The sequence below is a fragment of the Streptomyces sp. NPDC088746 genome (assembly GCF_044751065.1).
Lineage (GTDB): Bacteria > Actinomycetota > Actinomycetes > Streptomycetales > Streptomycetaceae > Streptomyces.
In genome coordinates this window covers 53,316-66,499 of the sequence record NZ_JBIVLA010000008.1, presented here as the reverse complement: position 1 = coordinate 66,499, position 13,184 = coordinate 53,316, and the positions used below count along the sequence as shown (strand labels likewise).

The window sequence follows — 13,184 nt, the reverse complement described above, 5'->3', positions numbered from 1 at the left end:
GAAAGCTGTGCACGGATGACGACGACCGCCCTCACCCACATCGCGAACCTGGTCACCAACGACCCCTCCCTCGGTGACGGGACCCCCCTGGGCATGATCCGGGACGCGGCCGTCGTCATCGACGGCGACCGCATCGTCTGGACCGGTGAGTCCAGCAAAGCACCCGCCACCGACAACGCCGTCGACGCGGGCGGCCGTGCCGTGATCCCCGGCTTCGTCGACTCCCACTCCCACCTGGTGTTCGCCGGCGACCGCACCGCCGAGTTCAACGCCCGCATGTCAGGCCGCCCCTACTCCGCGGGCGGCATCCGCACGACCGTGGCCGCCACCCGCGCGGCCTCCGACGAGGAGCTCTCCGCCAACGTCGCGCGCTACCTCGCGGAGGCGCTCGGGCAGGGCACCACCACCTTCGAGACCAAGTCCGGCTACGGCCTCACCGTCGAGGACGAGGCGCGCGCCCTGCGGGTCGCCGCCCGCCACACCGACGAGGTCACCTTCCTCGGGGCCCACATCGTGTCCCCCGACTACGCCGACGATCCCGCCGGTTACGTCGGCCTCGTCACCGGCCCGATGCTGGACGCCTGCGCCCCGTACGCCCGTTGGATCGACGTCTTCTGCGAGCGTGGCGCCTTCGACGAGGACCAGGCGCGCACGATCCTCACCGCGGGGAAGGCCAGGGGCCTCCACCCCCGCGTCCACGCCAACCAGCTCGGCCACGGCCCCGGGGTGCGGCTCGCCGTCGAGCTGGACGCGGCGTCCGCCGACCACTGCACCCACCTCGACGACGCCGACCTCGACGCGCTCGGCCAGGGCTCCACCGTCGCCACCCTGCTCCCCGGCGCCGAGTTCTCCACCCGGGCGGCCTGGCCCGACGCCCGCCGCATCCTCGCGGCGGGCGCCACGGTCGCCCTGTCCACGGACTGCAACCCGGGCTCCTCGTTCACCTCCTCCATGCCGTTCTGCATCGCCCTCGCCGTACGGGACATGGGCATGACCCCCGACGAAGCGGTCTGGTCGGCCACCGCCGGAGGCGCCGCCGCCCTGCGCCGCACCGACATCGGCCGCATCACCCCCGGCGCCCGCGCCGACCTCGTGATGCTGGACGCGCCGAGCCACGTCCACCTGGCCTACCGGCCGGGAGTCCCGCTGGTGGGCGCCGTATGGCGGCGGGGGGAGCGGGTCGTGTGACGTCCCAGGGACGGCGTGGGCGATTTTCACCGGTCGGTCACAGGTTGTCGCGGCTGTCTACCGCCGAGTGACCGCGCCCGGTACCGTTTCGGGCAGCGTGGCTCAGGGGGGTAGGACCGGGGGGTCTTGGTGAGCGGCAGGCGCATACGTGTGGTCAGGCCCGGAGATCTGGGCGCGGGGGACATCGAGAGCTGGCGGGAGCTCCGGGCCAAGTCCGGCGCCCCGGCCCATCCGTTCATGGAACCGGAGTTCGCCCTCGCCGTCGGCCGGGTCCGGCCGCGCGCGCGGGTGGCGATGATCAGCGAGGAATCCGGGGGACCGGCCGGGTTCCTCCCCTTCGAGCGGGGACGGTTCGGCCGCGGCCGGGCCATCGGCTTCGGGGTCTCCGACGTCCAGGGCGCCGTGCTGCGTCCCGGTCTTGCGCTGGACGCGAGGGAGCTGCTGCGGGCCTGCGGGCTCTCCGCGTGGGAGTTCGACAACCTCGGGGAGGGCCAGGGCCTCTTCGAGCCGGACGCCGCCCGCTCGTACGCCTCGTACGTCATCGATGTCGGCGACGGTTACGAGAGCTACGAGCAGGTCCTGCGGGCGCAGTCGCCGAAGTTCCTCAGGACCACCCTGGCCAAGGAGCGCAAGCTCGGCCGCGACGCCGGGGAGGTGCGTTTCGTCCTCGACGAGCGGGATCCGGCGGCGCTGCGGACCCTGATGGAGTGGAAGTCCGCCCAGTACCGCAGGACCGGACGGCGCGACCGCTTCGCGAAGAGGTGGATCCGCGACCTGGCGGAGTTCCTCTTCCACACCCGGGCGCCCGGCTGTTCCGGCCTGCTCTCCGTCCTGTACGCGGGCGAACGGCCCGTCGCCGCCCACTTCGGGCTGCGCTCGCGCACGGTGCTCTCGTGCTGGTTCCCGGCGTACGACCCCGGGTTCGCGAAGTACTCGCCGGGCCTGATCCTGCATCTGCGGATGGCGCGGGCGGCTGCGGACGACGGCATCGGGATGCTCGACATGGGGCGCGGCGCGGCCGAGTACAAGGACGCCCTGAAGACCGGCGAACTCACGGTGTACGAGGGCGCCTCGGTCAGGCCGGGCGTGGGCGCGGCCCTCCAGTGGATCGGCCGCGAACCCTCCCGCCGCGCGCACGGCTTCGTACGGAACCGGCCACGGCTGGCCGGCCTGGCGCAGCGCGGCCTCGAACGGGCCGGCCGGCTGCGGGAACCGAAACGTCCATAGCGTCACGACCCGGGGGGACCGGATGCCGTACGGGAACGAACGGACGGGGAGCACGGAGCGGTTACCCGGCCTGGGCCGGCTCGGCGGCATGGCCGTCGCCGAGCTGGAGCTGGACGCGGCCGACGGCACGGGCGCCCGGATCGGGCCCGCGCCCGGCGGGCCGCCCCTGGGACCGCGGGACGGCGAGGAGCAGCGGATCTTCGCCCTCGTACGGCTGCGCGGCCGCCCCGTGGGCACGGTCGTCGGGCGCGTCCGGGCGGGCGACGATCCGGCCTCCGTCCTCGCCGAGCAGGCGGCGGACGAGATCGACCTGCCGGACTCCCCGGAGCGCCCTGGGGCCGGGGAGCTGCCCAGGGCCACGGTCGTCGTCGCGACCCGGGAGCGCCCCGCGCAGCTCGCCCGCGCCCTCGATTCGCTGCTCGCCCAGGACCATCCGGACTTCGAGATCGTGGTCGTCGACAACGCCCCGGCCACGGACGCCACCCGTGAGCTCATCACCTCCGCTTACGCCGGCCGGGGGGTGGGCTACGCCTGTGAGCCGGTCCCCGGCCTGGCAGCCGCGCACAACAGAGGGGTTCTCCTCGCGAAGGCGGACGTCGTCGCCTTCACCGACGACGACGTCATCGCCGACCCGCACTGGCTCAGTGCCCTCACCCGGCCCTTCGGCGAGGACCCCGGGCCGGCCTGCGCCACGGGCCTCATCCTGCCGGCCCGGCTCAGCACCCCGGCGCAGATCCTGCTGGAGAGCCACGGCGGATTCGCCAAGGGATTCACCGCGCGTCGCTACGACCCCGCGCACCCGCCCGCCGACGAGCCGCTCTTCCCGTTCACGGCCGGGCGCTTCGGCTCGGGCGCCAACATGGCCTTCCGCACCGAGGCGCTGAAAGCCGTCGGCGGTTTCGACCCCGCCACCGGGACCGGCACCGCGGCCAAGGGCGGCGACGACCTCTACGCGTTCGTACGGCTCCTCGCCGAGGGGTACCCGCTGCACTACACGCCCGACGCGATCGTCTGGCACCACCACCGGGAGCGCTGGGAGGACCTGTGCGGGCAGGCGTACGGCTACGGCGCCGGGCTCACCGCCTGTCTCACCGCGCTGCTGGTCCGCAGGCCCGCCCTGCTGCCGTCCCTCCTGGCCCGGCTGCCGCGCGGCCTCGCCCACGCCCGGGCGATGACGGCGCCCCGTGCCACCGGCGCTGCGGGAAGCGGCGTTCCCGGCGCGCACGGCGCGTACACCTACCCGTGGCCCCGACATCTGTCCCGGCTGGAGCGCAGAGGCATGCTGTACGGCCCCTTCGGATACGTACGCGCGAGGCTCGCCGTCCGTGGCGGATCGCGTCCCCGGGAGACGAGATGAGGACGCGCGGACCCGGACGGCCCGGCCCCTCCCGGATACCCGTGCTGCTGTACCACGCGGTGATGGACGACCCCCCGGGGTGGATCGCCGAATTCACGGTCGCACCGGGGAAGTTCGCCGCCCAGCTGGACGCGATCCGTGCCAGCGGCCGCACACCGGTCCCGGTGGGTGCGCTCGTCGCCCATCTCGCGGGGCGTGAGCCGCTGCCGGACCGGCCGGTCGTCCTGACCTTCGACGACGGTTTCGCCGACCTGCCGGGGCCGACCGCGGAGGCGCTCGCCGGACGGTCGATGCCGGCCACCGCGTACCTCACGACGGGCGCGCTGACGCGGTCCGGCGGGGGCAGCCTGCTGCCGCCCGCGCCGATGATGAGCCTGGCCCAGGCGCCCCTGCTGGAGCAGTACGGCATGGAGGTGGGCGGGCACACCGTCACCCACGCCCAGCTGGACACCCTGCCCGCCGCGGCCCTGCGCTCGGAACTCGTCGACTCCAGGAAGGTGCTGGAGGACGTCCTGGGCCACGAGGTGGCCCATCTCGCCTATCCGCACGGCTACAACAGCGTGCGCGTGCGCCGTGCCGCCCGCGCCGCCGGTTACGAGAGCGCGGTGGCCGTGCGGCACGCGCTGAGCTCCGGCCGGGACGAGCCGTACCGGATCGCACGGCTGATCCTGCGGCGGAGCCACACCGTGCGGGACGTCGAGCGCTGGATGGCGGGCGAGGGCGCGCGCGTGGCGCCGTTCCCGGACTCGCTGCCGACGGTGGGCTGGCGGTGGTACCGGCGGGGGCGGGCCGCCGTGCGGGGGCCGGAGTTCGCGGGGTGACGTGAGGACTGCGGAGAAAGGGACGAGAGCGCCACAAAGGCGAAGCACCTTCCTATACTTCGCTCAAGGGGACAGCGGCGTGACGGCCGCGACCACATCCGTGGGGGGAGTCGCACCGTGCCACAGCATGTGCCCGCGCCGGTCGAGGGGGACACAGCGGGGATCGCCGAGCCGGGGCCTCCCTCCGGACGGTCGAACGACGCCGCCCCCGAGGCGGGGTCGCGCGGTCTCCCCGACGCGCTGAGACCCTGGACGGTCCTCACCTGGCTGCCGTTACTCCTGGCAGCAGGCCTCTGGACCGCCTCGCTGCCGCACATCGGATTCCGCTCGATGGGCGAGTACGGGCTCCTGGACCGGCTGCCCGTCATCTACTACCTCTCCCTGCTCCTCCTGACCGCGGGCTTCCTGGTCAGCCTCCGCCGCGCGGGCACCGCCCCGTGGTGGCCCGCGCTGTACTGCGCCGGACTGCTGATGGCCCTCAAGGGCGTCCCCGCCGTCCTGTACGACTCGGAGCGCTACCCCTGGGCGTCCAAGCACGACGCGGTCATCAACCACCTGCTGGCCAACGGCGAACTGCGCCCGGACGAGGGCCTGTCCGGCAACATGTCCGCGTACGACCAGTGGCCCGGCTTCTTCACGCTCAACGGCGGGCTCGTCCGCGCCTTCGGGGCCGACAGCGCCGCCGCCTACCTGAACTGGGCGCCCGTCGTCCTCGGCCTGCTGATGATGCCGGTCCTGATCCTGGTCTACCGCACGTTCAGCGAGGACTGGCGCCTCGTGTGGACCGCCGTCTGGATCTTCCAGCTCGCCAACTGGGTGGGCCAGGACTACCTCGCCCCGCAGGGCCTCGCCTTCCTCCTCCACCTCGCCGTACTCGCCGTCGTCGTACGGCACTTCGTGCGCCCCAGGTCCGCCGGGCGGCTGCGCTCGCGCGCCTGGCTCGACCCGGCCGCGGCGGCCGTCCCGCCGCCCACCGGCACCCGGCAGCGCGCGGTCTGCGTCCTGGTCCTGGTGCCCTTGATCGTGGCCGTCAACGCGGTGCACCAGCTGACCCCGGTGATGCTCTGCGTCACCCTGCTCGCGCTCAACCTCACCCGCCGCTACCGCAACCCCGGGCTCCTCGCCGTGGCCGGGCTTCTCATGCTGGCCTGGGACCTCACCATGGGCCGCCCCCTCTTCATGGAGACGCTGGGCACCCTGCGCGACTCCCTCGGCGAACTCACCCGGAACTCCCGTGCCGGATACGCCGGACAGCTCACCGGGGCCGGTCCCGAGCTCGCGGGGCGGGCCAACGTCCTGATGGTGCTGGCCGTCGCCGTCCTCGCCGGCGCGGCTCTCCTGCTGCGGCGCCGCCTGGTGCACAGCGCCCTGCCGCTGCTGCTGGCCTCGGCCGCGCCCGTCCCTCTGTTCGTGGTCAACGACTACGGCGGCGAAATGCTCTTCCGGGTCTATCTGTTCGCGCTCCCGGGCGCCGCGTTCTTCGCTGCCGCGGCGCTCGTCCCGGCCGCCGGGGGCACCGGGGCGCACCGGGTCCGGCCGGCCGTACGGAAGATCTGCGCCGTCGCGCTGCCGCTGTCACTGGTCGCGCTGCTCGCCGGCTTCATGCCGTCGTACTACGGCAAGGAGCAGATGAACTACACCCCGCCCGCCGAGACCGCGCTCGTCACCCGCACCATCGACCGGGCCCCCGAAGGCGCGCTGATCCTGGCCGCCACCGGCTCCTTCCCGCAGGCGCTGCACCGCTACGACCGGCTGGAGCACTGGTTCTTCGCCGAGCAGGAGCTCCCCGAGAACGTCGAGATGCTCAAGAACCCGGCGGGCTACCTCTCGACCCGCCTGCCGTCCGGCACCACGGCCTACGTCATCCTCACGCGCACCCAGGACATCTACACCGCGGGTGAGGGGCTGCTGCCGCCCGGCGGTTTCGACGCCCTGACCCGGGACCTCGCCGCCTCGCCGCTCTTCCACGTGGTCGAGCGGACCGGACACGGCGTCGTCCTGCGCTACGACAGCCCCTGAGACACGTCCCAGACCAGGAAGGCAGCCACGTGTCCGAGAACCGGCAACCGGCACTCCCCGCCCGGCAGACCCTGATCAGAGCCGCCCTGGCGCTCTCCGGGTGGGTGGCGCTCGCCGCGACCGCGCTGCCGGGGGGATCGCCCCTGCGCTGGGCCCCCGTGCTCCTCTTCGTCTGCCTCGGCCCCGGCCTCGCCCTGCTGTATCCGCACCCCGGACCGATCGGGCCGGGCGCCCGTCTCGAAGCCGCCGCGCTCGCCGCGCCCCTCGGACTCTCCGTGGCCGTCGTCGCGGCCACCGCGCTGTTCCTGGTGGAAGGGTTCTCGGGGACGGCGTTCCTGGTGGTCCTCGCCGCGTTCACCACCCTCGCCGCCGCCCTCCCGGGGCTTCCGCTGCCCGCGGCCACCCGGGGCGCCGTCGAGCGGGCCAGGCCGGCCCCCGCGAGGCGCCGGTGACCCGCCGCCGCGCACCGGAGGGCCGCCGCCCCCGTACGTACCTCGTGCTCACCCTGGTCGCCGTCGTGGCGCTGCTGACCGGACTCCTCGCCCGGTTCGGCACGTCCTCCTCCGGTGAGGACGACGAGCGGGTGCCCTCCGCCGGCGCCCTCCCGGCCGACGCCGCCACCGGCCCGGTGCCCGGCGGGACGTGCGCCCCCACCGCCACACTCGTCCCGCCGTGCGGGGCCTGGTGGGGCGCCTATGTGCCGTACGCCGAGAACGGTTCGCTCAAGGACGCGGTGTACGCGTTCGAGGAGAAGATCGGCCGGAAGCTCGACCTCCTGTACACGTACCACGACATGTCGAACACCGACCTCGACGGACAGCTCCTGACCCCCGACGAGCAGATCCTCGGCCGGGACAGGCTGCTCATGCTGGCCTGGGAGTCCACGGTGTGGCGTGAGCCCCACCACGCCAACTGGACCGAGGACCAGCTCGGCTGGGCGGACATCGCGTCGGGGAAGCACGACCGGGAGATCATCGACCCGCAGGCGCGCCGCATCGAGGCGTACGGGAAGCGGGTCTTCCTCTCCTTCGACCAGGAGGCCGACGCCCGGGTCGGCGACGCGGGCACGCCCGAGGAGTACGTCGCCGCCTACCGCCACCTCCACGACCGGTTCGAGGAGCTGGGTGTGGACAACGTGGTCTGGGTGTGGACGGTCTCCGGCTACCTCCCGTCGGGAAAGCTCTTCGAGCGGCTCTACCCGGGCGACGACTACGTCGACTGGATCGGCATGGACCAGTACAACTACTTCACCTGCCACGACACCACGGACTGGAAGGACTTCGACCGCAGCCAGCGGCCGACGTACGAGTGGCTGCGCACCCACATCAGCGCCGAGAAGCCGCTGATGTCCGCCGAGTTCGCCACGGTGCCCGATCCGGCGGACGAGGACCGCCAACGCGAGTGGTACGAGGAGATCCCGAAGGTGGCCAGGACCATGCCCGAGGCCAAGGCGCTGGTGCACTGGAACCGTGCGGTCCCGGGCAAGGGCTGTGACCTCACGGTCAACGAGGGCCCGGGCCTGGAGGGTTACCGCACGGCCGGGCAGGACGACTGGTTCAAGCAGCCGGTGCCCGGCCGCTGACCCACCCCCGGACGCCGAACGCCACCGCCGTCGCCGCGAACAGCCCCCAGAACACGGGCAGTCCGGCCGTGGCGAAGGCGTCCTGGGCGGCCCACCCGGCCACCGCGAGCACCCACACCGCGGCGGCCGTGACCCGCCAGTGGGCCCCGGCCGTCCGCAGCAGGACCGCGGCCAGCGCCAGGCACAGCAGCTGGAGGGCGAACGGCAGGGCCCGCAGCACCGCGTCCGGCGCGGCCGCTCCCGGCGCCCCGGCGAGGAAGCCGGCGAGCGTGCCGTGCCACTCCCGGGAGGCGGCGGGCGGCCGTAACCCGAGGAGGAGCGGGGCCGAGTGCAGGGCCGCCACGGTCACCAGCAGCGCGGCGCCCAGCAGCGCGGGCCGGGGGCGGTACAGCGTGACGGCCGCGGTGTAGGCGACGACCATGAGCACCCCTGCGGTCACCGTCACCGGCGGCAGCGCGTCGATCAGCTCCGCACCGGTCAGACGCGTACGCCCGGAGTGCGCCGCGCGGGAGAGCGGCACCCAGAACAGGCCGGCCGCGAGCACCAGCAGCGCCCAGAGCCACAGCGCCCCGCGTCGTCCCGGGCCCGCGTCCGCCCGCTGATCCGCTCCCCGCCGCTCCTGCGCCGCGAGCCGGGCCCAGCCCGTCCCGAACTCCTCGCCCCCCGGCGCCGCGGGCCGGGAGCCCCGTGGCGTGCGCCCGGTCAGGGCCGAGCGCAGTCCCAGGGCGGAGGCGGTGGCCACCGCGGTCATGGCGATCAGCATCGCCCAGCCGGCTCCGGCGATCCCCAGCGGGCCGAGCAGCACGGCCGCACTGCCGAGGACGAGGACGCACATCGCGCCCTGAAGGACGGCCAGAGCGCCGGTGCGGCCCTGCACCCGCAGTACCCCGATGTACAGCTCGACCACGACCCGGGGCAGGGCGGCCGCGGCCAGCAGCCTCAGGACCAGGGTGCCGTGGGCGGCGTAGTCGGAGCCGAAGGGGCTGAGGATCTGCGGGGCGAAGAGGATCAGGACGGCCACGACGGGCACCAGCAGGACCGCCATGCGGCGCAGCGCCCCGCGCACGCCCTCGGCCAGGTGGCCGGGGCTGTGCGAGGCGTGCGCGGTGAGCGAGGAGGCCATGTTGATGGCCATGAACTCCATGGTGCCGCCGACGGTGTAGGCGATGTAGAAGAAGCCGTTGTGCGCGGCGTCGAAGCGCACGGCCACCATCACCGGCAGCAGGTTGATCATGGCCAGGCTGAAGAGAGCACCGACGGAGTCGCCCGCCAGGAACCTGCCGATCTCGCGCATCCGGGGCGGCTCGCGGTCCCGGTCGGCGCCCGCCTGACGCGGGATCAGCCGGCGGAAGACCATCCAGCCGAGCGGCAGCACGGACAGGGCGATGGCCGCGGCCCAGGACACGAAGACGCCGAGGACGGGCAGCGCGGTCGCGAACGCGGCGAGGAGCAGCAGCTTCCCGACGGAGAACACGGCGTTGCCGACGGGCACCCAGACGGCTTTGCGCAGCCCGGTCAGCACCCCGTCCTGGAGGGTGAGGACCGCCCAGGCGACGCAGGATCCGGTGAAGACGAGCCCGGCGGACAGGGTGCCGAGCGGGGCGTACGAGTCGCCCCACAGGTCCAGCGTGAGCAGGAAGACCACGCAGGCCAGGGTGACGACGACGGAGCTGACCAGGTAGGTACGGGCGACCAGGGAGCCGGTGGCGCGTCCTGCGCGCGGCACGTAGCGGACGACGGCGCCGATCATCGTGGTCGCGGTGACCGAGGCGAGGAGCCGCATGGCGGCGATGGCGGCGGAGCCCTGGCCGACGGCCTCCTCGGTGTAGTAGCGGGCGGCGACCAGCCAGAAACCCAGGCCGAGAGCGGCGGAGACCCCGGTGGAGAGCATCAGGGCGTAGGCGTTGCGGAACATCGAGTCGCCGCTCGGGCCGCCGCTCTCCGTGGCCGGCGGGAGCGGCGCACCCGCCTCCGCCCGGCCGGCTCTCGCGGTGTCAGCCACCGGGCAGCTCTCCCGCCGGCCGGGCACCCGCCGCGGCCAGGATCTCGATGACGGGGCCTGCGCGCAGCGGGTCGACGGGCAGGGCGTGACGGGCGAACCAGGCCGCCCCGGCGGGGGCGGGCGACGGGTCGGTGAACGGTGTGCCCGCGTAGGTGTCGAGCGGCGGGTCGTAGAGATAGCCGACGGTGATGCGCCGGCGGGCGAGCGCGGCGACGGCCGCGTCCCGGTCGGCCACGAGCAACGGCACCCGGAACAGCGGCTGTACGGGGGCACCGGCGGGGACCGGAGGGGCCCAGCGGGTCGCGAGAAGGCGCTCGGTGCCCGTCCGGTGCGCGGCGAGCCGCTCGTCGAGGCCGGCGAGCAGACGGGCGACGCGCCGCAGCCGTAATCGTCCCGGGGCGATGCGGTAGTCGTGCAGGTCGACGCGGACCCAGGAGTGGAAGGCATCCAGCGAGGGCGCGGCGGCCAGGGCCTGTCGCAGCTCCGCGGGCCGCAACGGCATCCGGATCTCGTCGCGTTCCTGGAGCCCGAGAAGCCGCAGGGCCCACCAGGCGGCGGGCGCGAGCCGCAGCCCGCGTACGGCCGATTCCGCGTACGGGCGTACGGCGTAGGCGAGTTCGGCGGTGAGACGGGCCGGGTCGAGCAGGGCGTCGCGGGCCCGCTCCAGCGGGGCGCGCAGGGCCGGGTCGGCGACGGCGAGGAAGCCTCCGGCCTTCGCGCCGACGTGCTTGGAGAGGCTGAAGGCCGCCGCGTCCCCGAACGAGCCGACGGGTCTCCTGTCCGTGACGCTGCCGATGGCGTGCGCGGCGTCCTCGATCAGGGGGACACCGAGACGGTCGCAGCGCTCGCGCAGCCGCCCGGCCGGGTCCGGGTTCCCGTACGGATTGGTGGTGAGGACGGCCGAGAGACCGTCCCACACGGCGTCGGGCACGGCGTCCGCGTCGATCGAGCCGTCCGCCGCCGACAGCGGGGCCTGGACGGGCCGCAGGCCTGCGGCGAGGACGACGAAGAGGATGACGTCGTCGTTGACCGGGGACATCAGGATCCTGCCGCCGGGTTCGCACCAGTGACGGAGCGCCAGATAGAGGCCCAGCCGGCAGGACGGCACGTACAGGCATTCCCGCCCCAGCCGGACGCCCATCGCCGTTTCGACCGCCGCCACTGCTCCGCGGCCGGCAGGACCGCTCTCCCCATGAGCCATGTGTTCCCCCCAGAACCCCGCCCAATGTGGCCCAGTCCGTGGCACTTCGTCAACAATGCGGAAGGACCCGCCCCTCGGCCGGGGCAGGTCCTTCCGCGATGACGTACCGGTGGTGCGGGTGACGTCCGGTCACTCCTCCACGGTCAGGCCCTTCCTGAGCTTGACCAGGGTCCGGGAGAGGAGCCGGGACACGTGCATCTGAGAGATGCCGAGCTCCTCGCCGATCTCCGACTGCGTCATGTTGGAGACGAACCGCATGGAGAGGATCGTGCGGTCGCGCAGCGGGAGCGAGGCGATGAGCGGCTTGAGGGACTCGACGTACTCGATGCCCTCCAGGCCGTGGTCCTCGTAGCCGAGGCGGTCCGCGAGTGCGCCCTCGTTGCCGTCGGCCTGGTCGTCGGGCTTGGCGTCCAGCGAGCTCGCGGTGTACGCGTTGCTCGCGGCCATGCCCTCGACGACCTCGTCCCTGCCGATGCCGAGGCGGTCGGCGAGCTCGGCGACCGTGGGCGAGCGGTCCAGCTTCTGGGCCAGCTCGTCGCCCGCCTTGGCGAGGTCCAGCCGCAGCTCCTGCAGCCGGCGCGGGACGCGCACGGACCAGCTGGTGTCACGGAAGAAGCGCTTGATCTCGCCCACGATGGTGGGCATCGCGAACGTCGGGAACTCGACGCCCCTGCTGAGTTCGAAGCGGTCGATCGCCTTGATCAGGCCGATGGTGCCGACCTGGACGATGTCTTCCATCGGCTCGCTGCGGGTGCGGAACCGGGCGGCGGCGAACTTGACCAGGGCCAAGTTGAGTTCCACGAGGGTGTTGCGTACGTACGCGTACTCGTGGGTGCCCTCCTCGAGGGCTTCGAGCCGCGCGAAGAGCGTCTTGGAGAGAGCCCTGGCGTCCACGGCGCCGACCTCGGCGTAGGGCGGGATCTCGGGAAGTCCCTCGAGACCCTCGAACTCCTCGCCCGGGAGGTGGTCCTCGGCGGTCGGATCGGTGGTGGTGCTGGTGCTGTTCCGCGGGCCGGGTACGGCGCTCGCGACAGCGGAGTCGGAATCGGTCGGTCCCTGAGGACATGCCGACGTCGCGATGTGGGTACGCGATACGTCGAGCCGGGGTGACATGGTTCTCCTCCATCGTTCTCGGCATATGGCTGCCGATGCCCATACGTCTTCCTGCGGTGAAGCGGCGCCTCCGAAGCCGATCGAAATTACTGGTGCAGATGTCTCTTCTACCCTTACCCGTTTCCAGCCACGAGTTACAAGCGCCAAATCAGCCTGTATGTCCGGTTTGTTGAGTTCTTCGACTACCGTGTGGCGAGGGAAACGCGTAATGTTTTACGCACGTCGGCGGCAGCCACGACGAGGCCGCGTACACAGGGACGTGGGTAGTGACGGACGGCGAAGAGGGACAGTCAATGGACCGCGGGACGGTCGGCAGTGCGAACCGGGGTCGACTGAGTGTCGAGGTCCGGACCGAGGGGCGGAGCGAGGTCGTGACGCCGGTGGGTGAGCTCGATCACCACACCGCCGATCTGCTTCGGGAGCCCCTGGAAGGCGCGGTCGCGCAAGGGCGTACGCGCCTGGTGGTCGACTGTTCCGGGCTCGACTTCTGTGACTCCACCGGGCTCAATGTGCTGCTCGGTGCGCGTCTGAAGGCCGAGGCGGCCGGAGGAGGGGTCCACCTTGCCGGAATGCAGCCCGTGGTGGCTCGCGTCTTCGAGATCACGGGGGCTGAGGCGGTCTTCACCGTCCACGCCTCGCTCGAAGACGCTCTGAGCAGCTGACAACGGCGCCGC

11 protein-coding genes are annotated in these 13,184 nt (G+C 73.1%); 8 read left to right on the top strand and 3 right to left on the bottom strand.

Annotated elements, in window-relative coordinates; translation table 11 throughout:
• Nucleotides 1-15 precede the first annotated feature (15 nt).
• The 7 genes from hutI to ACIP63_RS29885 all read left to right on the top strand — a co-directional run bounded on the left by hutI (nucleotide 16) and on the right by ACIP63_RS29885 (nucleotide 8,194).
• Nucleotides 16-1,188 (top strand): imidazolonepropionase, encoded by a 1,173-nt coding sequence (hutI, locus tag ACIP63_RS29915; RefSeq protein WP_401521763.1) that lies wholly within the window; start codon nucleotides 16-18, stop codon nucleotides 1,186-1,188.
• 144 nt (nucleotides 1,189-1,332) lie between these two features.
• Nucleotides 1,333-2,415, top strand: a complete 1,083-nt coding sequence (locus tag ACIP63_RS29910) for a GNAT family N-acetyltransferase (RefSeq protein WP_401522453.1) — start codon at nucleotides 1,333-1,335, stop codon at nucleotides 2,413-2,415.
• 88 nt (nucleotides 2,416-2,503) lie between these two features.
• Entirely contained in the window at nucleotides 2,504-3,772 is a 1,269-nt protein-coding gene (locus ACIP63_RS29905) for a glycosyltransferase (RefSeq protein WP_401522450.1), read from the top strand.
• Nucleotides 3,769-4,593, top strand: a complete 825-nt coding sequence (locus tag ACIP63_RS29900) for a polysaccharide deacetylase family protein (protein WP_401521760.1) — start codon at nucleotides 3,769-3,771, stop codon at nucleotides 4,591-4,593. Before ACIP63_RS29905 ends, ACIP63_RS29900 begins: the two co-directional genes overlap by 4 nt.
• A 117-nt stretch (nucleotides 4,594-4,710) precedes the next feature.
• On the top strand, nucleotides 4,711-6,612 hold the full coding sequence (locus ACIP63_RS29895) for a hypothetical protein (protein WP_401521758.1): 1,902 nt from the start codon (nucleotides 4,711-4,713) through the stop codon (nucleotides 6,610-6,612).
• A 29-nt stretch (nucleotides 6,613-6,641) separates the two neighbouring features.
• Entirely contained in the window at nucleotides 6,642-7,064 is a 423-nt protein-coding gene (locus ACIP63_RS29890) for a hypothetical protein (protein ID WP_401521755.1), read from the top strand.
• On the top strand, nucleotides 7,061-8,194 hold the full coding sequence (locus ACIP63_RS29885) for a glycoside hydrolase family 26 protein (RefSeq protein WP_401521753.1): 1,134 nt from the start codon (nucleotides 7,061-7,063) through the stop codon (nucleotides 8,192-8,194). Before ACIP63_RS29890 ends, ACIP63_RS29885 begins: the two co-directional genes overlap by 4 nt.
• On the opposite strand, the gene ACIP63_RS29880 is transcribed toward ACIP63_RS29885, so the two are convergent.
• From ACIP63_RS29880 to ACIP63_RS29870, 3 genes are all read right to left on the bottom strand, one after another.
• Nucleotides 8,169-10,196 carry a lipopolysaccharide biosynthesis protein gene (locus ACIP63_RS29880; protein ID WP_401521750.1) on the bottom strand — a complete coding sequence of 676 codons (2,028 nt, stop codon included), beginning with the start codon at nucleotides 10,194-10,196 and terminating at the stop codon, nucleotides 8,169-8,171. The genes ACIP63_RS29885 and ACIP63_RS29880 overlap by 26 nt on opposite strands.
• Nucleotides 10,189-11,337: a DegT/DnrJ/EryC1/StrS family aminotransferase gene (locus ACIP63_RS29875; protein WP_401522447.1), complete on the bottom strand. Its 1,149-nt coding sequence runs from the start codon at nucleotides 11,335-11,337 to the stop codon at nucleotides 10,189-10,191. The genes ACIP63_RS29880 and ACIP63_RS29875 overlap by 8 nt, the downstream gene beginning before the upstream one ends.
• 189 nt (nucleotides 11,338-11,526) lie before the next feature.
• Entirely contained in the window at nucleotides 11,527-12,510 is a 984-nt protein-coding gene (locus ACIP63_RS29870) for an RNA polymerase sigma factor SigF (RefSeq protein WP_401521748.1), read from the bottom strand.
• A 293-nt stretch (nucleotides 12,511-12,803) separates the two neighbouring features.
• On the opposite strand from ACIP63_RS29870, the gene ACIP63_RS29865 reads away from it, so the two are divergent.
• Complete coding sequence (locus ACIP63_RS29865; protein WP_401521745.1) at nucleotides 12,804-13,172, top strand: STAS domain-containing protein; 369 nt, start codon at nucleotides 12,804-12,806, stop codon at nucleotides 13,170-13,172.
• The last annotated feature ends 12 nt before the right edge of the window (nucleotides 13,173-13,184 follow it).